Source organism: Paracoccus zeaxanthinifaciens ATCC 21588 (assembly GCF_000420145.1).
In the GTDB taxonomy this organism is placed as follows: domain Bacteria; phylum Pseudomonadota; class Alphaproteobacteria; order Rhodobacterales; family Rhodobacteraceae; genus Paracoccus; species Paracoccus zeaxanthinifaciens.
The window spans coordinates 79,297-101,728 of sequence record NZ_ATUJ01000001.1 but is presented as its reverse complement, the minus strand read 5'-3'; the positions used below and the strand labels follow the sequence as shown (position 1 = coordinate 101,728).

Genomic DNA, 22,432 nt, shown 5'->3' with positions numbered 1-22,432 from the left:
CAATTCCCGACCGACCCCGACCAAGGTGGACCCATTGCGCTTCGACAGGCTGCGGCTCAACGGCTTCAAGAGCTTCGTCGACCCCACGGATCTTGTCATCCGCGAGGGGCTGACCGGCGTGGTCGGTCCGAACGGCTGCGGCAAGTCTAACCTGCTTGAGGCCCTGCGCTGGGTCATGGGCGAGAACCGCCCCACCGCCATGCGCGGCGACGGGATGGAGGACGTGATCTTCGCGGGCACCGCGCGCCGCCCCGCCCGCGCCCATGCCGAGGTGTCGCTGTCGGTGGACAACCGCGACCGGCTGGCGCCCGCGGGCTTCAACGAGGATGACGGCTTCGACATCACCCGCCGCATCACCCGCGACGCGGGCAGCGCCTACAAGATCGCGGGCAAGGACGTGCGGGCCCGCGACGTGCAGATGCTGTTCGCAGATGCCTCGACCGGGGCGCACAGCCCGGCGCTGGTGCGGCAGGGCCAGATCAGCGAACTGATCAACGCCAAGCCCAAAAGCCGCCGCCGCATCCTCGAGGAGGCTGCCGGGATCTCGGGGCTCTATGCCCGCCGCCACGAGGCCGAGCTGAAGCTGAACGGGGCCGAGACGAACCTGTCGCGGCTGGATGACACGCTGGACCAGCTGTCCTCGCAGGCGGCGACGCTGGCGCGGCAGGCCCGCGCCGCCGCGAAATACCGAGAGATCGGCGCCGCCCTGCGCCAGGCCGAGGGCGTGCTGCTGTTCCGCCGCTGGTCCGAGGCCGAGGCCGCCCGCCTTGCCGCTTCCGAAGCGCTGTCCGCCGCCATCCGCGCCGCGACCGAGGCCGGCCATGCCGCGACCGAGGCCGAGGAACGCCGCGCCCTGGCCGAGGAATCGCTGCCCCCCCTGCGCGAGGAAGAGCAGATCGCCGCCGCGATCCTGTCGCGCCTGACCGTCGAACGCGACGCGCTGCTGGATGCCGAGACCCGCGCCACCGAGGCCATCGCCGCGCTGGAATCGCGTATCGCCCAGCTGGAGCGCGATATCGACCGCGAGGAATCGCTGAACCGCGACGCGGGCGAGGTGGTCGAGAGGCTGGCCTGGGAACAGGCCGAGCTGGAAAAGGCCGCCGAGGGCCATGACGACCGGCTGGACGCCGCAGCCGAGGCCGCCGAACAGGCCTCGGAGGCGCTGCGCGAGGTCGAGCAGCGGCTGGCCGAGCTGACCGACGAATCCGCCCGTCTTGCCGCGCGCCACCAATCCGCCGAACGCCTGGTCGCGGATCTGCGCGCCATGTCCGACCGCGCGACCCACGCCGCGTCCGAGGCCGAGGAGGCCGTCGCCCGCGCCACCGCGTCCGGCACGGATGCGCAGCAGGCGCTGGAACGGGCCGATGCCGCGCAGGGCCAGGCCCGCGACCGCGTCGAGGCCGCCGAAGAGGCGCTGGCCGCCGCCGAGGAATCCCGCGCCGACCGCGAGGGCATCGAGAGCGCCGCGCGTTCCGCCCGCGCCGAGGCCGAGGGCGAGGCAAGCGCCCTTGCCGCCGAGATGGCCGCCCTGAAGCGGCTGGTCGAGCGGGGCAGCCAGGGGGGAGGCACGCTGCTGGACCGGGTCGAGGTCGCCCGCGGCTACGAGACCGCCTTCGGGGCGGCGCTTGGCGACGATCTGCGCGCGGGCGTCACGGATGACGGCTCGGGGTGGCACATGCTGCCCTTCTGGGATGCCCCGCAGCCCCTGCCCGAAGGGGCTCAGCCCCTGTCGCCGCATGTGCAGGGACCGCGCGAACTGGCCCGCCGCCTGTCGCAGACGGGGCTGGCCGTCGACGCCGACCGCGCCGCGTCGCTGCAGCCTTCGCTGCTGCCGGGCCAGCGCCTGGTGACCCCTGCGGGCGATCTGTTCCGGTGGGACGGGATGCGCGTCATGGCGGGCGAGGCGTCCTCATCCGCCGCGCTGCACCTGCAGAAGGTCAACGAGCTGGCCGAGATCACGCGCCAGTCCGAGACCGCGCAGGCCCGCGCCGAGGCCGCGACCGAGGCGCATGAGGATGCGCGCGGCGCGCTGGCGGCGGCCTCCGAGGCCGAGAAATCCGCCCGCGATGCCCGCCGGGAGGCCGAGCGCCTGCTGTCCGAGGCCGCCCGCGCCGCGACCCGCGCCGAATCCGACCTGGCGATGGCCAGCAGCCGTGCCGAAAGCGCGCGAGGCGAACTGGCCCGTCACCGCGCCGATGCCGCCGACGCCACCGCGCGCCTGTCCGAGGCCGAGGGCCAGCTGGCCGCGCTGCCCGATCGCGGGGCCGCCGCCGATGCCGTCGAACATGCCCGCACGGGCGTCGAGGCCGCGCGCATCGCCACCATGACCCGCCGCGCCGCGCTGGACGAGCTGCGCCGAGAGGCGAATGCCCGCCTGAAGCGCCTGCAGGAGATCGCCAAGGAAGAATCCGGCTGGCGTCTGCGCCTGCAGCAGGCCGGCACCCGCGCCGCCGAACTGATCCAGCGCCGCGACGAGGCCCGCGATCAGCTGGTCGGCGCCCGTGGCCAGCCCGCCATCCTGGCCGAACGCCGCCGTGCCATGGCCGAACGCGAGGCCGAGGCCGAGACCCGCCTGTCCCGCGCCCGCGACGCGCTGGCCGCCGCCGACGATGCCGCCCGCAGCGCCGCCCTTGCCGCCCGCGAGGCCGAGCGCCTTGCCTCGGATGCACGCGAGACCCGCGCCGCCCGCGAGGCCCGCGCCGAGGCCGCCCGCGACCTGGAAGAAGCCGCCCGCCTGCGCATCCACGAGGAGACCGAGAAGACCCCCGCCGAGCTGCGCGACGCGCTTGGCGACATCCCGGACGACGTGGCCGCGGACACGCTCGAGGCGCAGATCGCGAGGCTGCGGTCCAGCCGCGACGCGCTCGGGGCCGTGAACCTGCGCGCCGACGAGGACAAGCAGGAGCTGGAGACCGAGCGCGACCGCCTTGCCGCCGAGAAAACCGACCTGGAAGAGGCCATCCGCAAGCTTCGTGCGGGCATCGGCAGCCTGAACCGCGAGGGTCGCGAACGCCTGCTTGCGGCCTTCGAGACGGTGAACGCCAATTTCGGCACGCTGTTCACCACGCTGTTCGGCGGGGGCGAGGCACGCCTGGTCATGGTCGAATCCGACGATCCGCTGGAGGCGGGGCTGGAGATCATGTGCCAGCCGCCGGGCAAGCGCCTGTCGACGCTGTCGCTTCTGTCGGGGGGCGAGCAGACGCTGACCGCGATGGCGCTGATCTTCGCGGTCTTCCTGGCGAACCCCGCCCCGATCTGCGTTCTGGACGAGGTCGACGCGCCCTTGGACGACGCCAATGTCAGCCGCTTCTGCGATCTGCTGGACGAGATGACACGCCGGACCGAGACGCGATTCCTGATCATCACCCACCATGCGGTGACGATGGCGCGGATGGACCGGCTGTTCGGCGTCACGATGGTCGAACAGGGCGTCAGCCAGCTGGTCAGCGTGGACCTCAAGCGCGCCGAGGCTCTGGTCGCCTGAGGCCGCCCGCGCTAGGGTCGCCCGCGAATCCCAACCGCGAGGACATCATGAGCGTCGAACAGACCCTGGCCGACAAGGGCATCACCCTTCCCGAAGCACCCATGCCCGCCGCGAATTACGTGCCCTTCGTGCAGACCGGCAACCTTGTCTTCATCTCGGGGCAGATCAGCGCCGACGAGAACGGCCTGATCACCGGCAAGGTGGGCGACGGCACCAGCGTCGAGGATGGTGCCGCCGCCGCGCGCCGCTGCGGGCTGGCCCTGATCGCGCAGCTGAAGGCCGCCATCGGCGATCTGGACCGCGTGACACGCGTGGTCAAGCTGACCGGCTTCGTGAACTCGACCCCCGACTTCACGGACCAGCCCAAGGTGATCAACGGCTGTTCGGACCTGATGGTCGAGGTGTTCGGCGATGCCGGGCGCCATTCGCGTGCCGCCGTCTCGGCCCCCTCGCTGCCCTTCGGCGTCGCGGTCGAGATCGAGGCCATCTTCGAGATCGCCTGATGACCCTGCCGCAGGTCTTCCTGACCACGCCCATCGCGCATCGGGGCTTCCATGCCCCGGGCGTCCCGGAAAACAGCCTTGCCGCCGCGCGTGCCGCGATCGAGGCCGGATACGGGATCGAATGCGACATCCAGCCGGCGGCCGACGGCACGCCGATGGTCTTTCACGACTATGACATGGCGCGGCTGACGGGGCAGGCGGGCTTCATCGCCAGGACCTCGCCCGCCGATCTGGCGGCCCTGCCCCTGACCGGCAGCGACGAGAAGATCCCGACCCTGGCCGAGTTCCTGGACCTGGTGGCGGGCCGCGTGCCCCTGCTGATTGAGATCAAAGACCAGGACGGCAGGCTGGGCCCGGATGTGGGCGATCTGCCCGCGCGCGTGGCGCAGGCGCTCGAGGGCTATGACGGGCCGGTCGCGCTGATGTCCTTCAGCCCGGACACGGTCGCGGCCTTCCATGCGGCGGCACCCGCCGTGCCCGTGGGGCTGACGACCTGCGACTATGCCGAGGCCGACTGGCCGCAGGTGCCCGCCGAGCGCCGCGAGGCGCTGTCGCTGATCGTCGATTACGACCGCGTGGGCGCCTGCTTCATCTCGCATGCGCGGGGCGATCTGGGCAATCCGCGCGTCGATGCGCTGCGTGCCGATGGCGCGGCGGTCCTGACATGGACCATCCGGTCCCCGGAACAGGAGGCCGAGGCCCGCAAGGTCGCGCAGAACATCACCTTCGAAGGCTATGCCGCGTAAGTGAACAGGGGCAGGGTGCATGTGGCACCCTGTCCGCCCCGGCCCCCCTGACATCGGCGGCATCGCCCCCTATCTTCGGGCCATGACCGATGCGCTGACGCTGTCCACCCATGATTCGATCCACAAGGTCGCGCCCGAGATCTGGGACGGCCTTGGCGACGGCAACCCCTTCACGACCCACCGCTTTCTGGCCGCGCTGGAGGATTCGCGCTCCGTCGGCACCGGCACGGGCTGGCAGCCGCTGCACCTTACGCTGGAGCGTGGGGGCGAGGTCGTGGCGGCCATGCCGCTCTATGCGAAATCGCACAGCCAGGGCGAATACATCTTCGACCATGCCTGGGCCGACGCATACATGCGCGCGGGCGGGCGGTATTACCCCAAGCTGCAGGCCACCGTGCCCTTCACCCCCGCCACGGGCCAGCGGCTTCTGGCGCGCGACAACCGCGACCGCGCGGCGCTGCTGCAGGCGCTGATGCAGCTGACCGACCGCGCCGAATGTTCGGGCGCGCATGTCACCTTCTGCACCGCGTCCGAGGCCGCTTTGGGTGCCGATGCGGGCTTTCTGCCGCGGGTCACGCAGCAGTATCACTGGCTGAACCGCGGATATGGCAGCTATGACGATTTCCTGGCCGCGCTGTCCTCGCGCAAGCGCAAGGACCTGCGCAAGGAACGCGCGAAGGCGCAGGGCTTCGGCGGCACCATCAGGCACCTGACGGGCGACGATCTGCGGCCCGAACATTGGGACGCGTTCTGGGAATTCTACCAGGATACCGGCGCGCGCAAATGGGGCCAGCCCTACCTGACGCGGGCCTTTTTCGACCGCGTGCAGGAGACGATGCGCGACGACATGCTGCTGGTCATGGCCGAGGATGACGGACGCCCCATCGCCGGGGCGCTGAACTTCCTCGGGCCGGATGCGGTCTATGGCCGATACTGGGGCTGCGTGCAGGACCACGCCTTCCTGCATTTCGAGCTGTGCTATCATCAGGCCATCGACCATGCGATCGCCCACGGGCTGAGCCGGGTCGAGGCCGGGGCGCAGGGCGAACACAAGCTGGCGCGCGGATACGAGGCCGTCCCCATCCATTCGCTGCACTGGGTGCGCGATCCGGGTTTCCTGCGGGCGCTGGAGAACTACCTGGACGAGGAACGCGACGCGATGGGCCGCGAAATTGCGGCGCTGGCGGATTTCACGCCCTTCCGCAAGGGCGGCTGACGGTCGGGGGCTGCCCCCCGACCGGACCGGATCAGGCCTTTTCCAGCAGGCTCTCGCCCGCGCTGACGCTGCAGGTGCCCGGGCTGTCCTCGACCTCGATCGTCTCGACCGTGCCATCCTTGACCAGCGACGCGAAACGCTTGCAGCGGCCGAAGAAGCCGACCGGGGGCGCGTCGAAATCGAGGCCCATCGCCTTGGTCACGCTGCCGTCGGCATCGGCCAGGACCTCGATCCCCGCAGCGGTCGCGCCGGTGGATTCGGCCCATGCGGCGGCCACGAAGGGGTCGTTCACGGTCACGCAGACGATGCGGTCGATGCCCTTGTCGCGGAAGGCGTCGGCGGTGCGCACGAAGCTGGGCATATGCGCGTTGGTGCAGGTGCCGGTATAGGCGCCCGGCAGGCCGAACAGGGCGACGCGGCCCGTGCTCAGCTCGGTCGTGGAAACGGCTTCGGGCCCTTCCGCGCCGATGCGCAGCAGGTTGCCCTCGGGCAGTTTGTCTCCGGCGGCGATGGTCATGTAACGCTCCTGAATTGCAACGGATTCGCAGGGAATATAGGGTGCGTGCCTGACACAGACCAGAAGGCGGGAAGAAATGCGCATCGTCATCTTGGGGGCGGGGCAGGCGGCGGCCTCGATGGCGGCACGTCTGCGGGCGAAGGGCCATGACGGCCCGTTGACCGTGATCGGCGACGAGGCCGCCGCCCCCTATCAGCGGCCACCGCTGTCCAAGGCCTATCTGCTGGGCGAGATGGCGCTGGACCGCCTGACGCTGCGCGGGCCCGAATGGTGGACCGACCAGCGGATCGACCTGCGGACCGGCGAACGCGCGCTGTCCATCGACCGTGCGGCCCGGACCGTCACGACCGATGCGGGGGTGCATGAATACGATGCGCTGGCCTTGGCACTGGGCGCCGCGCCGCGCAGGCTGCCCGCCGCGATGGGGGGCGATCTGCCCGGCACCCATGTCATCCGCAACCTGGCCGACGTGGACGCGCTGGCGCCCGCGATGCAGGCCGGGCGCAACCTCGTGGTGATCGGCGGCGGCTATATCGGGCTGGAGGCTGCGGCGGTGGCGCGCAAGCTGGGCCTGAACGTCACCCTGATCGAGGCCGCGCCCCGCATCCTGGGCCGCGTCGCCGCCCCCGAGACGGCGGACATGATCCGCGACCTGCACCGCGCCCACGGGGTCGAGATCCTGGAGGGCACGGGCATCGCCGCCATCGAGGGGGCCGACCGCGCGACCGGCGTGCACCTGACCGACGGGCGCGGCATCCCCGCCGACATCGTGATCCAGGGCATCGGCGTCCTGCCCGAGACCGCGCTGGCGGGCGCGGCGGGTCTGGCGCTGGATGACGGCATCGCGACCGATGCGCAGGGGCGCACGTCCGATCCGGCCATCTGGGCCGCGGGCGATTGCGCAAGCTTCGCCACCCCCGCGGGCCGGATGCGGCTGGAAAGCGTCGGCAACGCCATCGACATGGCCGAATGCGTGGCCGAGAACATGCTGGGCGCGGATCGCGACTATGCCCCCAAGCCGTGGTTCTGGTCCGACCAGTTCGACGCCAAGCTGCAGATCGCGGGCATCGGCGCGGGCCACGACCGGATCGTGACGCGGGCGGGGCAGGGCGATCACGCGGGCTCGGTCTGGTATTTCCGCGACGGCCGCCTGATCGCGGTCGATGCGCTGAACGACGCCCGCGCCTACATGATCGGCAAGCGCCTGATCGAGGCCGGTCGCAGCCCCGACCCCGACGCGATCCCGTCCGCGCCCGACCTGAAGGTGCTGCTGTGAGGATCGTCGGCGGCAGCCTGCGCGGCCTCAAGCTGGCCGATCTGGGCGAGGGGGACATGGCCGCCCATCTGCGCCCGACGACCGACCGCGTGCGGGAATCGATCTTCAACCTGCTGATCAACGGCACCCACGGAAACCCGCTGCCCGGCGCGCGGGTGCTGGACCTGTTCGCGGGGACGGGGGCACTGGGCCTCGAGGCGCTGTCGCGGGGGGCGTCCCATGTCACCTTCGTCGATGACGGGGTGAAGTCGCGCGCGCTGATCCGGCAGAACGTGGAGAAGGCCCGCGCGCAGGGCACGACCGACCTGTGGCGGCGCGATGCGACCAAGCTGGGAGAGATCCGGGGCAAGCCCTTCGGGATGGTCTTTCTCGATCCGCCCTATGGGCAGGGCAAGGGTGAACTGGCGATCGCATCCGCGCTGGAGGGCGGCTGGCTGGCACCCGGCGCGACCGTCCTGTGGGAAGAGGCCCGCCCGCCGCTGCTGCCCGCCGCGCTGACCCTGCTGGACCAGCGCAGCTATGGCGATACCGTGGTGACGCTGGCGCGGCTGCCCCTAGGCTGAGGCGGCGATGCTGGCGGCCGCGGCCTCCAGCGCGCCCGGCCCGTGGGGGATGTCCAGCGCTATCAGCCCCGCCTGCATCGCGCCCAGCACGCCCATGATCGTTCCCGCGCCGGTATGGCCCATATGGGCGATGCGCAGCGCGTCCTCGGGCGTGTCCGACCCGATGCCCACGCCCAGGGTCACGCCGCATTCCCGCGTCACCCATTCGCGCAGCCGTGCCGCGCCGGGCAGCGTCACCGCCGTGACCGATGCCGCGCGGCGTTCGGGATCCGCGACCGTCAGGCGGATGCCGCTGCCATTCGCGCCCCAGGCATCGACCGCCGCCCAGACGGCGCGGGCCAGCCGCGCATGGCGGTGCCAGACGGCCTCCAGCCCTTCCTCGTCCAGGATCATGGTCAGGGCCTCGGACAGGGCGAAGATGGACTGCACGGGCGGGGTGCCGCCCCAGAACTGCCACAGCGCCCCCGCATTCGCGCGGCCGTGCCAGTCCCACCAGGGCGTCGTCAGGCCCGTCCGCCCCCGCGCCGCCGCCCTGTCCGAGAACCAGACGAAGGACAGGCCCGGCGGCGACATCAGACCCTTCTGGCTGGCCGAGATCAGCACGTCCACGCCCCAGTCGTCCATCCGCATCGGCGCGCATCCGAGGGACGCGATCGCATCGACGACCAGCAGCGCGGGGTGCTCCCCCATCGCCGCGCGGAAGGCCGGGATGTCGGCCATGGTGCCGGTGGCCGTGTCGGTCTGGCAGATCATCACGGCGCGGATGGCGCCGTCCGCATCCTGCGCCAGCCGGTCGCGCAGGCGGTCAGGCTCGGGGGGCAGGTTGCCGGAATCCAGCCGCTCGACCGCGATGCCCGTGCGTTCCAGCATGTCGGCCCAGGACCGGCCGAAATGCCCCGAGGTCACGACCAGCACCGGGTCGCCGCGCTCCAGCAGGTTCGCGGCGACGGCCTCCCATCCCGCATGGCCGTTGCCGATATAGGTCGCAAGGTTCGCCCGCGTCCCCGCCAGCCGCTTCAGCTGCGCCATCAGCGCCAGGTTCACCTGCGCCAGCGGCTCGCCATAGATGTCGGGGGATGCGCGGTGGGCGGCGTTCATGACCCTTGCGGGCAGGGGCGAGGGGCCGGGAATGGCGATCAGCTCGTGGCCGTGGGCAAGGGTCATCTTCGGATCTCGGGCGCGGTGGTTTCTGACCCGCAATCGGTAGGCAGCTTGCCCGCGCCGGTCAACCGCAAGGGGCCGCACTTGTGGCACCCCCGCCAAGGGGGGTAAGCCTGTGGGCGGAAACATCCACCACCGAAGGCACGATCATCACGTGGACCCCAAGACCCAAAGCCCGACCCGCATGATCGCCGAGGCGGGGGCCGCCCAGTCCCGCCCCACCCCCAGGAAGGTGCAGGGCCTGCTTGCGCGATTGTGGCAGGACTATCTGCGTCCGCATCGCGGCGGGATGGCGCTGGCCTTTGCGCTGATGACGGTCGAGGGGTCGACCCTGGCCCTGATCAGCTGGATGCTGAAGCCGCTGTTCGATCTTGTCTTCGTGGGCAAGCAGCAGGGCGCGATCTGGTGGGTCGGCATGGCGATCTTCGGGGTGTTCCTGCTGCGCGCGGTGACGCTGATCGCCAGCCGCGCGCTGCTGACGCGCATCTCGCTGTCGGTGTCCACGCTGATGCAGACGCGGCTTCTGGCGCATATCCTGACGCTGGACCAGCGCTTCTTCCGCGACAATTCCCCCGGTGCCATGATCGAGCGCATCCAGGGCGACACCATCGCGGTGCAGGGCGTGTGGGCCACGCTGATCACCAGCTCGACCCGCGACGTGATCTCGCTGGTGATGCTGTTCGCGGTGGCGCTGACCATCGATCCGGTCTGGACCTTCGGCGCGCTGATCGGTGCGCCGATCCTGATCATGCCCGCCGCGCTGGTGCAGAAATACATCCGCCGCAAGATGCGCCAGAACCGCGCAAATGCCAGCCTGCGCGCCACGCGCCTGGACGAGGTGCTGCACGGCATCCAGGCCATCCGGCTCAACCGCGCCGAGGATGCGCAGACCGCGCGCTTCGCATCCATCGTGGGCCGCATCCGCAAGGCCGAGACCAAGGTCGCGGCCACGGCCAGCGTCATTCCCGCGCTGACCGACATCGTCACGGGCATCGGCTTCGTCGCCGTGCTGGCGCTTGGCGGGAACGAGGTGATGGAGGGGAACCGCAGCGTCGGCGACTTCATGGCCTTCTTCACCGCGCTGGCGCTGGCCTTCCAGCCGATGCGCCGGCTGGGCGGGCTTGCGGGCACGTGGCAGACGGCGGCGGCCAGCCTGGAACGGATCTACCAGGTGTTCGACACCGAACCCTCGGTCCGGTCGGGGCCGCGCAAGGATGCGCCCGACGATGCGGGCATCCGGCTGGACGACGTGTGGCTGTCCTATGACGGGCAGACCGTCCTGCACGGCCTGACCTTCGAGGCCGAGGCGGGCCGCACCACCGCGCTGGTCGGCCCGTCGGGCGCGGGCAAGTCCACCGTCTTCAACCTGCTGACCCGCATGGTCGATCCCGATCGCGGGCAGGTCCTTCTGGGCGGCGTGCCGGTCACGGATTACGATCTGGGCACGCTGCGCGACCAGTTCTCGACCGTGTCGCAGGATGCGGCGCTGTTCGACGAGAGCCTGCGCGACAACATCCTGATGGGCCGCCCCGACGCCCCCGAGGCCGATCTGCAGCAGGCGCTGGACGCCGCGCATGTGCGCAACTTCCTGGACGGACAGCGCGATCTGGACAGCCCGGCGGGCCCGCGCGGATCGTCCCTGTCGGGCGGTCAGCGCCAGCGCGTGGCCATCGCCCGCGCCGTCCTGCGCGACGCCCCGATCCTGCTGCTGGACGAGGCCACCAGCGCGCTGGACACCGCAAGCGAGCGGCTGGTCCAGGACGCGCTGGACCGGCTGTCCAGGGACCGCACCACGCTGGTGATCGCGCATCGCCTGTCCACCATCCGCAATGCCGACAAGATCGTCGTGCTGGAATCCGGGCGGGTTGTGGAACAGGGCACGCATGACCAGTTGATGCAGAAGGGCGGGGCCTATGCCCGCCTTGTCGCATTGCAATTCGGAGAGACTGAATGAGCCGCCAGATCATCCGCGTGACCGGCGAGGACCGGGTCGAGTTCCTGCAGGGGCTGGTCACGAACGACATCCGGCGCGCGCCCTGCTGGACCGCGCTGCTGACGCCGCAGGGCAAGTACCTGGCCGATTTCTTCGTGATCCCCGATGGCGACGCGCTGCTGATCGACGTCGATGCGCGGCTGGCCGAGGACGTGACCCGCCGCCTGTCCATGTACAAGCTGCGATCCAAGGTGGCGCTGGAACCCGTGGAGATGGACGTCGCGCGCGGCACCGGTCCCGCCCCCGAAGGCGCCGTGACCGATCCGCGCGATCCGGCGATGGGCTGGCGCCATTACGGCGCCTCGGGCGATGACGGCAGCGACTGGGACGCGATCCGCGTGGCCCATTGCATCCCCGAGACCCTGGTCGAGCTGGTCCCGAACGAGACCTTCATCCTCGAGGTCGGGTTCGAGCGTCTGAACGGCGTCGATTTCCGCAAGGGCTGCTATGTCGGGCAGGAGGTCACCGCCCGGATGAAGCACAAGACCGAGCTGCGCAAGGGACTACGCACCGTCGCCATCGACGGTCCCGTCGACCCCGGCACGCCCATCACCCGCGACGGCCGAGAGGTCGGGCGCGTCCTCACGCAATCGGGCGGGCGGGCCATCGCCTATCTGCGCTTCGACCGCATGGGCGAGGGGATGGAGGCGGATGGCGTGGCGGTCGCCGCGGAATGACCCCCGGACCGGATGATCCGCCCCCGCGCCGGATCATCCACGTGGACATGGATGCGTTCTTTGCCTCGGTCGAACAGCGCGACAACCCCGAACTGCGCGGCAAGCCGGTGGCGGTCGGCGGCTCCAGCCAGCGGGGCGTCGTGGCCGCCGCCAGCTACGAGGCGCGGGTCTTCGGCGTGCGCTCGGCCATGCCGTCGGTCACGGCGGCGCGGCTGTGCCCCGACCTGATCTTCGTGCGTCACCGCTTCGAGGTCTATCGCGCCGTCAGCCAGCAGATCCGCGAGATCTTCGCCGATTATACCCCCCTGATCGAGCCGCTGTCCCTGGACGAGGCCTATCTGGACGTGACCGACCATCTGCCCGAGGGCGTGACGGCCACCGCCATCGCCAAGCAGATCCGCGCGCGCATCCGGCAGGCGACCGGGCTGACCGCCAGCGCGGGCGTAAGCTACAACAAGTTCCTGGCCAAGCTGGCATCGGACCAGAACAAGCCCGACGGGCTGTGCGTCATCACCCCCGAGCGCGGTCCCGAATTCGTGCTGGGCCTGCCGGTGGGCAAGTTCCACGGCATCGGTCCCGCCACCGCCGCCAAGATGCAGGCGATGGGCATCCATACCGGCGCGGACCTGCGCGCGCAGACGCTGGATTTCCTGACGCGGCGCTTCGGCAAGGCGGGGCGGTATTACTGGAACATCTCTCGCGGGGTGGATCATCGGCGCGTCAGCAACGAACGCGTGCGCAAGTCGGTGGGCGCCGAGAACACCTTTGCCGCCGACCTGATGACGCTGGATCAGGCGGATGAGGCGCTGGTGCCGCTGGCGGCCAAGGTCTGGACCTCGGTCGGGCGGCACGACCTGCACGGGCGGACGGTGACGCTCAAGGTCAAGTTCTCGGACTTCCGGCAGATCACGCGGGCGCGCAGCCTGTCCCATCCCGTCGCGTCCGAGGGCGAACTGCTGTCCATCGCGCGCGAGCTGGCGCGGGGCGTGCTGCCCGATCCGCGCGGGGCGCGGCTTCTGGGCATCACCCTGTCGGGCTTCGACGCGCCGGACAGCGGCCCCGAGCAGCTGGACCTGTTCCCCTAGCGCCCCTTCGGCTGCGAGGCCAGGATCAGCAGCCCGCCGGCAATGGCCCAGTTCTTGACCATGATGCTGACCTGCCAGGGATCGACCCGCAGCTGCCAGTGGAACCAGCTGGTCCCGATGCAATAGATCGCCAGCAGCAGCGCCCATGCCCGCACATAGGGCCCGAAGACCAGGCAGACCGCTGCCAGCGCGTTGAACGCGGCGACCGTCCAGACCAGCCCGCCCGGCAGCCCGATCCCCGCGATCATCCGCGCGACGGGGGCGGGGTCCGCGATCTTCTGCAGGGCGCCGCCCGCGAACAGGATCGCGATCAGCACGCGTCCCGCGATGTTCAGGTATCGGTTCATGCAACCTCTCCGTTCGTGCTTTTCAAAACTTCGCGCGCGCCCTATCGAAGGGCAAGCCGATCATCCGAAGGGGGCCGCCATGAACATCCTGTCGATCCAGTCGCACGTGGCCTACGGCCATGCCGGAAACGCCGCGGCGGTCTTTCCGATGCAGCGCCTGGGCGTCGAGGTCTGGCCCGTCCACACGGTGCAGTTCTCCAACCATACCGGATATGGCGACTGGAAGGGCCGCGTCTTCGACGGTCCCGCCGTCGAGGAGATCGTCGAGGGCATCGCCGATCGCGGCGTGCTGGCGGGCTGCGACGGGGTGATCTCGGGCTATATGGGGTCGTCCGACATCGGCAACGCGGTGATCCACGCGGCCGAGGCCGTGCGCGCGGCGAACCCCAGGGCCATGTGGTGCTGCGATCCGGTGATCGGCGATGTGGGGCGCGGCATCTTCGTGCGTCCCGGCATCCCCGAATTCATGCGCGACATCGCCGTTCCCGCCGCCGACATCGTGACCCCCAACCATTTCGAGCTGGAGTTCCTGACCGGCACCCCCGTCCGCGACCTGGCCGCGCTGCGTCGCGCGCTCGGGGCGCTGCACGCGATGGGGCCGAGCGTCGTTCTGGCGACCTCGGTCCTGCTGGAGGATACGCCCGCCGATGCCATCGACATGGTGGCCAGCACCGCCCAAGGCCAGTGGCGCGTCCGCACCCCCCGGCTGGAGCTGAACGCCAACGGCACGGGCGACATGGTCGCGGCCCTATTCTTCGTCCACCACCTGCGCAGCGGCAACCCGTCCGAGGCCCTGTCCCGCGCCGCGGCCTCGGTCCATGGCGTGCTGTCCGAAACCGCCCGCGCCGGCACCCGAGAGATCCGCCTGATCGCCGCGCAGGAGGAATTCGTGACCCCCACCCGAACCTTCGCCGCCGAGACGCTGGCATGAGCAGGCCCGACACGGTTTATGTCGTGGGCGGCTCGAACTGCCTGATGACCAACGGCTGGGTCGCGCAATGGTCCGAGATCGCGCCCGAACTTGCCGTGACAAACCTCGCGGTCGGGGGATCGACCAGCCTGATGGCGACCTATCGCCTGCTGTCGGGCGAGATCCCCGACGGCGCGACCGTCATCTGGGAATATTCGCTGAACGAGCAGACGCACTGGGCGGTGGGGCAGTCCCTTGAAAGCCTGATGGACAACCTTGCGTGGTTCCTCGAACTGGCCGCCCGGCGCGACATCCGGGTTCTGCCGCTCATCTTCTGGAACCAGCCCGAATTGCGGGCCGATGCAAGGCGGGGTTACCGCGATGCGATGTTCGCCCTCATCGAGGCGCGGGGGCTTCACGCCGTGGACATGCGTCCTGTCCTAGACGAATTCGCCTCGAAACGCGGACGAATGCCGGGTTTCTTCTACTCGGACCCGCAGCATTACAAGCTGGGGACCGGCTTTCCCCGCCGCATCGCGACAGCCGTGAACAACCGCCTTGGACAGGCGCGCGTGCCGGTGTCGGACCCGTGCTTCGACGGATCGACGCTGCACCTTCTCAGGCCCGACCGTGCCCCCGACGAGCGTTTCGAGAACCGCGTCATCAAGGCGGACCTCTATGCCGTCGACGAGGAAACCACGATCCGTGCCGATGGCAAGGTGATCTGCGCCTATGTGATCGCCTCCGAGGGCGGGCAGCCGATGACCATGAGGACGGATGGTCGCAAGGCGGGCCATTTCTCCATGCAGTTCCCCGCCGAGGGGCGTGCGCTGAAGCGGCTCATGAAGCATGTCGTCCTGCTTGGCGGGCGTCGAGAGGATGCCGCGGCTGCGCAGGAATTCTCGGTTCGTCGCAAGCGCGGCTGGGGGCGTGTCGTCGCCCAGACCAGCTTTGCCAGGCACGATGCAGGCAAGACCGGCGAACGCGAGGCGCTGATCGGCATCCTGGTCGAGAGATAGGATGCAAAAAGGGCCGCGCTGGACGCGCGGCCATTTCATCGTCCTGCGGTGCGCGAACTCAGGCGCGTTCGCTGTATTCGAACAGTTCGGTGTTCACGATGATCGCCTCGCCTTCGCCGACGAAGGGGGGGACCATGATGCGCACGCCGTTGTCGAGGATCGCGGGCTTGTAGCTGTTGGCAGCCGTCTGGCCCTTCACAACCGGCTCGGTCTCGGCGATGGTGCAGGTGACCTTCTGGGGCAGGGCGACCGACAGCGGCTCCTCGCCGTAATATTCGATGGTCGCGGTCATGCCGTCCTGCAGGAAGGGGCGACGCTCGCCCAGCAGGTCGGAATCAAGCTCGGTCTGCTCGAAGGTCTCGCTGTCCATGAAGACCAGCTTGCCGTCGGTCTCGTACAGGAACTGCTGGTCCTTCTGGTCCAGGCGCACGCGCTCGACCTTGTCCTCGCTGCGGAAACGCTCGTTCAGCTTGCGGCCGTCGCGCAGGTTCTTCATCTCGACCTGGGCGAAGGCGCCGCCCTTGCCGGGCTTGACGTGGTTGACCTTGACGGCAGCCCACAGGCCCCCGTCATGTTCCAGCACGTTGCCGGGGCGGATTTCGTTGCCGTTGATCTTGGGCATCAGGATTCTCACGATTCTGAGGGGGTGCCGCCGGTTGCATCATTGAACGGCGGGATGGCGCCCCTATATCGGGCTGGAACCCCTCAGGCAACCAAAAGGCAGTTGTGGCGTTGTCAAGTCGACGCTTGTCGGCAACCGCGTTTGACATTTGCGTGATCGGGACGGGATTACCCCACCTTTTGCGTGTCATGCACGGCACGAATGGCTGCCATGCGGTGCAGGGCATATCGAATCGGGGTGCCGGCGGCGTAAGCAGTGCGGCACCGTCGGAGAAACGGAAGTAAGAAACAAGGGAAAGCGTCCAGTTTTCCCGATGGTCCTGCTTTTCGGGCAGTGACCGCAAGTGATGGACAAATAATATGCGCGATTTTGTTGACGGCTCCGCTTTCAATTTCGAACAAGGCCAACGTGCCCGCAAGCTGTTCGCGGCCGTGGTTCTTGCCGCGCTGGATGACGCGATTGCGGATGACAAGAAATACGGCAACGGCCCCGAGCAGATCGCCCGTTGGGCGCGGTCGCGCGACGGTCGCGAGGTGCTGTCCTGCGCCGGGATCGACCCGAACGAGCGCGTGGTGAAAGGCCTCATGGAATTCGTGGCGAAGGGTGTGCGCACCTCGGTCGCGCTGTCGCGCGAAGAGAGCGAGCGCCGCATGGCCGCAGAGGCCGACGAGGCCGAGGCCGCCTGATACCGGTTCATCACGCCGGTTGCCCTAGGGCCGTCCTTCGGGGCGGCCTCTTTTGTTGCGATCGGCAGTGCTGCGATCAGGCGAGGCGGGTGACGACGCGCTGCGAATAGAAGTGGCGCACGTCGTCCGCGCGGCAAAGCTCGGTCGCGGGTGTCATCACGGCAGCCGAGGCCGCGGCGGCGCCAAGGGCCAGCGCCTCTTCGGCGGGCCATCCGCGGGCCATCGCAAGGACGAAGCCCGCCACGAAGCTGTCGCCCGCGCCGACCGCGCTGACGACCTGCACGGGGGCTGCCTCGGCGTGCCATGCGCCGCGTTCGTCGGCGATGACCGATCCGTCGGCGCCACGCGCCACGATCACGGCCCGCGCGGCCCCGTTGCGGACCAGCCCTGCCGCAAATTCCGCGCTGTCTGCGCGGGCAGGCAGGGGGCGGCCCGCAAGGGTCTCGGCCTCGTGGCTGTCCATGCGCAGCACGTCGACCGGGATCGACGACCCCGCCATCGCCATAAGCGCATCGCCCGAGGTGTCGACCATCAGCTTGGCGCGTCCGTCCTTCAGGCGAACCGTCAGCATCTGCTCGAACCCGGGGGCGATGCCGGGCGGGTTCGATCCGGACACGACGACCCAGCCCCCCGCCAGCGCGGCCTCGGCGATCGAGGCCATCGCGGTGCCGACCTGCGCCATGTGCCATTCGGGGCCGGGCATGACGAAGCGGTACTGCCCGCCGGTCGCGCGGTCGGTGACGGCCAGGGACTGGCGGGTCTCGCCGGGGGCGGTCAGGCGCAACACGTCGAGGCCCGCGGCCTTCAGCATCTCGCCCATGCGGATGCCGGTCGCCCCGCCAAGCGCGACCATCGCGCGGGACTGCCCGCCGATCAGCTTGATCGCGCGGCTGACATTGATGCCGCCGCCACCCGGATCGAAGACCGGCTTGTCGCAGCGCAGCTTGAGGTCGGGACGCACCTCGTCCGCGGCGGTGCTGACATCCAGCGCGGGGTTCAGCGTGACGGTCAGGATCGGGGTCTGGCCGCTCATGGCGTCATTCCCACCAGCGGTCGATGGCGGCGATGTCGTCGTCGGACCAGCCGAAATGATGCGCCATCTCGTGGATGACGACATGGTGCACCAGCTCGGCCAGGCCCACATCCCCGCGCGCGGCCCATTCGTCGATGATGGGACGGCGGAACAGCCAGATCGTGTCCGGCAGCGCCATCTGGTCCGACACCGATTTCTGCGTCATCGGGATCCCGTCATAGAGACCCGTCAGTTCGAACGCGTCGTCGATCTGCAATTCGTCCAGCATGTCCTCGTCGGCGAATTCCGCCACGCGGATCGCCACATCCGCCGCCGGCCCCGCGAAGGCCACGGGAAGGTTGGCGATCGCCTTTCGGGCAATGGCCTCGATCTCGGAGACCGCGGGGGCCTCGCATCCGGTCCAGTCGTTCATCGCGTCCGCCCTGCCATGTGATCCGTCCTCGATATGGACAAAAAACGCCCGTTGTGAAAGAGCAAGCCCCGACAGGAGACCGCAATGACCATCACCCGCTTCGCGCCGTCGCCCACCGGCCATATCCATGTGGGCAACCTGCGCACCGCGCTGTTCAACCATCTGATCGCCCGCAAGCATGGCGGCACGTTCATCCTGCGGCTGGACGATACCGATCAGGAACGCAGCAAGCAGGAATACGTGGACGGCATCAAGCGCGACCTCGAATGGCTGGGGCTGACCTGGGACCGCGAGGAACGCCAGTCGCTGCGGCTGGAACGCTATCGCGCCGAGGCCGAGGCGCTGAAGGCGTCGGGCCGGCTCTACGAGGTGTTCGAGACCCCGACCGAGCTGGACCTGAAGCGCAAGAAGCAGCTGAACATGGGCAAGCCGCCGGTCTATGACCGCACCGGCCTGAACCTGAGCGATGCCGACAAGGAACGCCTGCGCGCCGAGGGCCGCCAGGGTTACTGGCGCTTCCGGCTGGACCTGGAACGGATCGAGTGGAACGACGGCATCCTGGGCGACATCTCGATCGACGCGGCGTCGGTCAGCGACCCGGTGCTGATCCGCGCGGACGGGCAGGTGCTGTACACCTTCGCCAGCAGCGTGGACGATACCGACATGGGCGTGACCCATATCGTTCGCGGATCGGACCATGTCACGAACACGGCGACCCAGATCCAGATCATCCAGGCGCTTGGCGGGACGCCGCCGTCCTTCGCGCATCATTCGCTGCTGACCGGCGCCAAGGGCGAGGAGCTGTCCAAGCGCATCGGCGCGCTGTCGCTGAAGGATCTGCGCGAGGCGGGCGTGGCCCCCGAGGCGCTGATCTCGCTGATGGCGCGGCTGGGCTCGGGGCAGCCGGTCGAGCTGTCCTCGCTGGACGAGCTGGCCCAGGCGTTCGACCTGTCGCAGTTCGGCGCATCGCCCACCAAGTTCGATGCCGAGGATCTTTGGCCGCTGACGCGCGAACGCAACCAGGCGCTGCCGCTGGACGCGGTGCGCGACCGGATCGTGGCGCTTGGCGTGCCTGCCGACAAGGTCGAGCGCTTCTGGCGCGTGGCTTCGCAGAACATCACGGTGCTGGACGATCTGGGCCCCTGGTGGGAGATCTTCAGCAAGGGCGCCGAGCCCGATATCGCCCCCGAGGATGCCGATTTCATCGCCCAGGCGATGACCCTGCTGCCGCCGCCGCCCTATGACGAGGCGACCTGGTCCGAATTCACCGCCAAGGTGAAGGAGGCGACCGGCCGCAAGGGCAAGGGGCTGTTCATGCCGCTGCGCAAGGCGCTGACGGGCCAGGCGCACGGTCCCGACATGTCGGATGTCATGCCGCTTCTGGAAGTGGTCAAGGCACGCGGCTGAGCCAGGAAGAACGGTCGCGATTTCTTGCGTCCCGCGGGGGGTGCGGGGGGCTGCCTGCCCCCCGCACCCCCCGGCCGTTTCAAGCCCCGCAGGGGGCGCGCCGGAAAAATGCACCGGGGGCGCAGATTTCGTGCCGAATGCGCTTGACCTTGTTCGCGGCACGCCGTACATCGCCCGCACTCCGTGGCGGAGTAGCTCAGTTGGTTAGAGCAGCGGAATCATAATCCGCGTGTCGGGGGTTCAAGTCCCTCCTCCGCTACCATTTCCCCCAGCATCGTTGATACGCGCCACACGGCTGGTGGCATGCCGCCTGCCGAATATCGTGATCGGGCTATGTGCCATGTCGGTGGGGCAGAACAGCCCGTCGCCCCCCCCCCCCGATCGCGCAGGCAATCGCATTGCGCGCCTTGCGCCGATGCGCTGCGGGGGTTGCTGAACCATCGCCTCGTTCGGTCGCGTTTCCTGTCCGCAAGGCGGCGCGCAGGCCATCATCGCGGATTGCGCCGCGATACCCGCCCAACATCGCGGCTGACGGTCGCGGGAACGACCCTTGCGCGGCAGACGTTGTCACGCCGCGCGGGACGCGGCATCCTGCGCGCGAATTGCACGCACACGGACGAGGGGGCGCAAGACAGCTGCATGGAAGGTTCGACGACCCGCCTTACGCGTCCCGGTCACAATTGCTGGCGGATCGAGCAGTCGAACCGCTTTGCCTTCATCGTCGATGCCGACACCTATTTCACCGCCGTGCGGCAGGCGATGCTGCAGGCGCGCCGCAGCATCCTGATGATAGGCTGGGATTTCGACGCGCGGATCGAACTGGGCAACCCCGAGGATGGCGGCCCCGCGAAGCTGGGCGATTTCGTGCGCTGGCTGGCGGATCGGAACGACGGGTTGCAGATCCGGCTGCTGCGGTGGGACACGGGCGCGCTCAAGGCGATGTTCCGGGGCAACACGCTGCTGACCATCCTGCGCTGGAAGGCGCATCCGCGCATCACGCTGCGGCTGGACGGCAAGCATCCGATCGCCAGTTCGCATCACCACAAGATCGTGGTGATCGACGATTGCCTGGCCTTCTGCGGCGGGATCGACATGACCGAGGGGCGGTGGGACACGCGCGAGCACCGCGACGACGATCCGCGCCGCGTGGCGCCCTCGGGGGCGGCGCTGAAGCCCTGGCACGACGCGACCTCGGCCTTCGACGGACCTGCGGCGCGGGCGCTTGGGGATCTGGCGCGGGACCGTTGGCGGATCGCGACGGGGCAGGACCTTGCGCCCGTGACGGATGCGCAGGGCTGCTGGCCGCAGATCCTGACCCCCGAGTTCCGCGACATGCCGCTTGCCATCGCGCGAACGCGGCCCGACATGCCCGACGTGCATCCCAGCTTCGAGATCGAGCAGATGTACCTGGACCTGATCGCGCGCGCGCGGCGCACGATCTATGCCGAGAGCCAGTATTTCGCGTCCCGCCGCGTGGCGCAGGCCATCGCGCGCCGCCTGATCGAGGACGATCCGCCCGAGATCGTGATCGTGAACCCGGTCTCGGCCCAGGGCTGGTTGGAGCCCATCGCGATGGACAGCGCCCGCGCCAAGTTGTTCGAGGCGCTGAAGCGGCTGGATCACCGCGACCGGCTGCGGCTGTACCATCCGGTGACGGACGGGGGCGAGGACATCTATGTCCATGCCAAGGTGACGGTCGTGGACGATCTGTACCTGCGGGTCGGGTCGTCGAACTTCAACAACCGCTCGATGCGGCTGGATACGGAATGCGACGTCGTGCTGGCGGCGGATCGACCCGGGGCCGAGGGTATCGGCCCGCGCATCACCGCGCTGCGCGACGACCTGCTTGCCGAACATCTGGGCCTGTCCACGGATGAAATGACTGCGGCCATTCGGGATCATGGCGGCCTGATCCCCGCGATCGAGGCGCAGCTGCGTCCGCGCGGGCAGGGGCGCACGCTGGTGCCTTACCAGATCCCGGACCTGAACGGCTTCGTCGAGTGGCTGGCCGATAACGAGATCCTGGACCCCGATGGCCCCGACCAGATATTCGAGGCCCCCGCCAGGCGCGGTCTCAGGCTGGGCTGGTTCCGCAGGCTGCGGTCACTTCGCCGGTCCCGTCGGTAGGCCATGCGCGATGCCGGCGGGGCTGTCGCTGGACAGCAGGCCGGATTCGATTGCCTTCTGGATCGCCTGGCGATTGTCCTGCGCGTCCAGCGCCTCTCGGGCGGCGTTCAGCCGGTATCGCAGGGCGGTGCGCGAGATGCCTAGATGGGCGCAGGCCTGTTCGTGGGTCATGCCGCAGGCGATGGCCTCCAGCGCCTCGATCAGGATGGGGCGCAGATGCAGGTCGCGGCCCACGATCTCGTGGCCCCGACGGACCAGGTCCAGCAGTTCCTCGACCTCGGCGTCGGTGAATTCGCGGCTGCCATGCGCGACGCCGCAGACCGTCCGGGACTGCGGATCGCCCACCCCGATCGATAGGCCGTAGGCGACGCCGAAGCTGCGCGCCATCGCCATGACACCCATCGGATCGTCGCAATGCCGTTCAAGCGTGCTCCAGCGCAGGGCACCGTCGTTCATCATCCCCCAAATCACCGAGGGGTCGGCCACGATCATGTTCCGCCGGGTATATTCCTGCGTCCATTCCGTGGCATAGGTCGTGACCCTGCGCACCGGCCGCGAGAAGCGGATATGGTATCCGCACATGAAGCCGCGCGGGGCCAGCGTGCTGATCCTGTCTTCGATATCCTGAATTTCGTTCATTGAATAAGC

General features: G+C 69.4%; 21 protein-coding genes and 1 tRNA gene. 15 read left to right on the top strand and 7 right to left on the bottom strand.

Features of this window, described 5'->3' with window-relative positions:
* Positions 1-34 precede the first annotated feature (34 nt).
* The 4 genes from F804_RS0100520 to F804_RS0100505 all read left to right on the top strand — a co-directional run bounded on the left by F804_RS0100520 (position 35) and on the right by F804_RS0100505 (position 5,949).
* The gene (locus F804_RS0100520) at positions 35-3,484 is read left to right on the top strand and encodes a chromosome segregation SMC family protein (protein ID WP_022705783.1); all 3,450 of its coding nucleotides are present in this window, start codon (positions 35-37) and stop codon (positions 3,482-3,484) included.
* A 47-nt stretch (positions 3,485-3,531) separates the two neighbouring features.
* Positions 3,532-3,987, top strand: a complete 456-nt coding sequence (locus F804_RS0100515; RefSeq protein WP_022705782.1) for a RidA family protein — start codon at positions 3,532-3,534, stop codon at positions 3,985-3,987.
* The gene (locus F804_RS0100510; protein ID WP_022705781.1) at positions 3,987-4,733 is read left to right on the top strand and encodes a glycerophosphodiester phosphodiesterase family protein; all 747 of its coding nucleotides are present in this window, start codon (positions 3,987-3,989) and stop codon (positions 4,731-4,733) included. The genes F804_RS0100515 and F804_RS0100510 overlap by 1 nt, the downstream gene beginning before the upstream one ends.
* Positions 4,734-4,815: 82 nt before the next feature.
* The gene (locus F804_RS0100505) at positions 4,816-5,949 is read left to right on the top strand and encodes a GNAT family N-acetyltransferase (RefSeq protein ID WP_028725446.1); all 1,134 of its coding nucleotides are present in this window, start codon (positions 4,816-4,818) and stop codon (positions 5,947-5,949) included.
* A 31-nt stretch (positions 5,950-5,980) separates the two neighbouring features.
* Here the strand turns inward: F804_RS0100505 and F804_RS0100500 are convergent, their stop codons facing one another.
* Positions 5,981-6,466, bottom strand: coding sequence for a peroxiredoxin (locus F804_RS0100500; RefSeq protein WP_022705779.1), 486 nt, complete (start codon positions 6,464-6,466; stop codon positions 5,981-5,983).
* A 76-nt stretch (positions 6,467-6,542) separates the two neighbouring features.
* Here F804_RS0100500 and F804_RS0100495 point away from each other — a divergent pair, with 76 nt between their 5' ends.
* Both F804_RS0100495 and rsmD read left to right on the top strand, forming a co-directional pair.
* Positions 6,543-7,742, top strand: a complete 1,200-nt coding sequence (locus tag F804_RS0100495; RefSeq protein WP_022705778.1) for an NAD(P)/FAD-dependent oxidoreductase — start codon at positions 6,543-6,545, stop codon at positions 7,740-7,742.
* Entirely contained in the window at positions 7,739-8,305 is a 567-nt protein-coding gene (gene rsmD, locus F804_RS0100490) for a 16S rRNA (guanine(966)-N(2))-methyltransferase RsmD (RefSeq protein ID WP_022705777.1), read from the top strand. Before F804_RS0100495 ends, rsmD begins: the two co-directional genes overlap by 4 nt.
* Here the strand turns inward: rsmD and F804_RS0100485 are convergent.
* A complete protein-coding gene (locus F804_RS0100485; RefSeq protein ID WP_022705776.1) occupies positions 8,297-9,469 on the bottom strand; it encodes a pyridoxal-phosphate-dependent aminotransferase family protein in 1,173 nt (390 codons plus the stop codon). The two genes, rsmD and F804_RS0100485, sit on opposite strands and share 9 nt — an antisense overlap.
* 181 nt (positions 9,470-9,650) lie before the next feature.
* Here F804_RS0100485 and F804_RS0100480 point away from each other — a divergent pair, with 181 nt between their 5' ends.
* From F804_RS0100480 to dinB, 3 genes are read left to right on the top strand one after another with little or no spacing between them, the layout of a single operon-like run.
* Positions 9,651-11,420 (top strand): ABC transporter ATP-binding protein, encoded by a 1,770-nt coding sequence (locus tag F804_RS0100480; protein ID WP_022705775.1) that lies wholly within the window; start codon positions 9,651-9,653, stop codon positions 11,418-11,420.
* Positions 11,417-12,136, top strand: a complete 720-nt coding sequence (gene ygfZ / locus F804_RS0100475; RefSeq protein ID WP_022705774.1) for a CAF17-like 4Fe-4S cluster assembly/insertion protein YgfZ — start codon at positions 11,417-11,419, stop codon at positions 12,134-12,136. Before F804_RS0100480 ends, ygfZ begins: the two co-directional genes overlap by 4 nt.
* Entirely contained in the window at positions 12,133-13,221 is a 1,089-nt protein-coding gene (dinB, locus tag F804_RS0100470) for a DNA polymerase IV (RefSeq protein WP_022705773.1), read from the top strand. The genes ygfZ and dinB overlap by 4 nt, the downstream gene beginning before the upstream one ends.
* Here the strand turns inward: dinB and F804_RS0100465 are convergent.
* A complete protein-coding gene (locus tag F804_RS0100465) occupies positions 13,218-13,568 on the bottom strand; it encodes a DoxX family protein (protein ID WP_022705772.1) in 351 nt (116 codons plus the stop codon). The genes dinB and F804_RS0100465 overlap by 4 nt on opposite strands.
* A gap of 79 nt (positions 13,569-13,647) precedes the next feature.
* Here F804_RS0100465 and pdxY point away from each other — a divergent pair, with 79 nt between their 5' ends.
* Together pdxY and F804_RS0100455 are read left to right on the top strand one after the other, a co-directional pair.
* Entirely contained in the window at positions 13,648-14,499 is an 852-nt protein-coding gene (gene pdxY / locus F804_RS0100460) for a pyridoxal kinase PdxY (RefSeq protein WP_022705771.1), read from the top strand.
* A complete protein-coding gene (locus F804_RS0100455) occupies positions 14,496-15,497 on the top strand; it encodes an SGNH/GDSL hydrolase family protein (RefSeq protein ID WP_028725444.1) in 1,002 nt (333 codons plus the stop codon). Before pdxY ends, F804_RS0100455 begins: the two co-directional genes overlap by 4 nt.
* Before the next feature lie 58 nt (positions 15,498-15,555).
* On the opposite strand, the gene efp is transcribed toward F804_RS0100455, so the two are convergent.
* The gene (efp, locus tag F804_RS0100450; RefSeq protein ID WP_022705769.1) at positions 15,556-16,119 is read right to left on the bottom strand and encodes an elongation factor P; all 564 of its coding nucleotides are present in this window, start codon (positions 16,117-16,119) and stop codon (positions 15,556-15,558) included.
* A 359-nt stretch (positions 16,120-16,478) separates the two neighbouring features.
* Here efp and F804_RS0100445 point away from each other — a divergent pair, with 359 nt between their 5' ends.
* Positions 16,479-16,805: a DUF6280 family protein gene (locus tag F804_RS0100445; RefSeq protein ID WP_022705768.1), complete on the top strand. Its 327-nt coding sequence runs from the start codon at positions 16,479-16,481 to the stop codon at positions 16,803-16,805.
* 76 nt (positions 16,806-16,881) lie between these two features.
* Here F804_RS0100445 and F804_RS0100440 read toward each other — a convergent pair whose 3' ends face one another.
* Together F804_RS0100440 and F804_RS0100435 are read right to left on the bottom strand one after the other, a co-directional pair.
* Complete coding sequence (locus tag F804_RS0100440; protein WP_022705767.1) at positions 16,882-17,838, bottom strand: 1-phosphofructokinase family hexose kinase; 957 nt, start codon at positions 17,836-17,838, stop codon at positions 16,882-16,884.
* 4 nt (positions 17,839-17,842) lie between these two features.
* A complete protein-coding gene (locus F804_RS0100435) occupies positions 17,843-18,250 on the bottom strand; it encodes a metallopeptidase family protein (RefSeq protein WP_022705766.1) in 408 nt (135 codons plus the stop codon).
* 84 nt (positions 18,251-18,334) lie between these two features.
* On the opposite strand from F804_RS0100435, the gene gltX reads away from it, so the two are divergent.
* The 3 genes from gltX (at position 18,335) to F804_RS0100420 (ending at position 21,784) form a co-directional block, all read left to right on the top strand.
* The gene (gltX, locus tag F804_RS0100430) at positions 18,335-19,657 is read left to right on the top strand and encodes a glutamate--tRNA ligase (RefSeq protein WP_022705765.1); all 1,323 of its coding nucleotides are present in this window, start codon (positions 18,335-18,337) and stop codon (positions 19,655-19,657) included.
* A gap of 185 nt (positions 19,658-19,842) precedes the next feature.
* Positions 19,843-19,919 (top strand) — tRNA-Met (locus F804_RS0100425).
* 377 nt (positions 19,920-20,296) lie between these two features.
* Entirely contained in the window at positions 20,297-21,784 is a 1,488-nt protein-coding gene (locus tag F804_RS0100420) for a phospholipase D-like domain-containing protein (RefSeq protein ID WP_022705764.1), read from the top strand.
* Here the strand turns inward: F804_RS0100420 and F804_RS15160 are convergent.
* Positions 21,761-22,423 (bottom strand): helix-turn-helix transcriptional regulator, encoded by a 663-nt coding sequence (locus F804_RS15160; protein WP_022705763.1) that lies wholly within the window; start codon positions 22,421-22,423, stop codon positions 21,761-21,763. The two genes, F804_RS0100420 and F804_RS15160, sit on opposite strands and share 24 nt — an antisense overlap.
* Between the last annotated feature and the right edge of the window lie 9 nt (positions 22,424-22,432).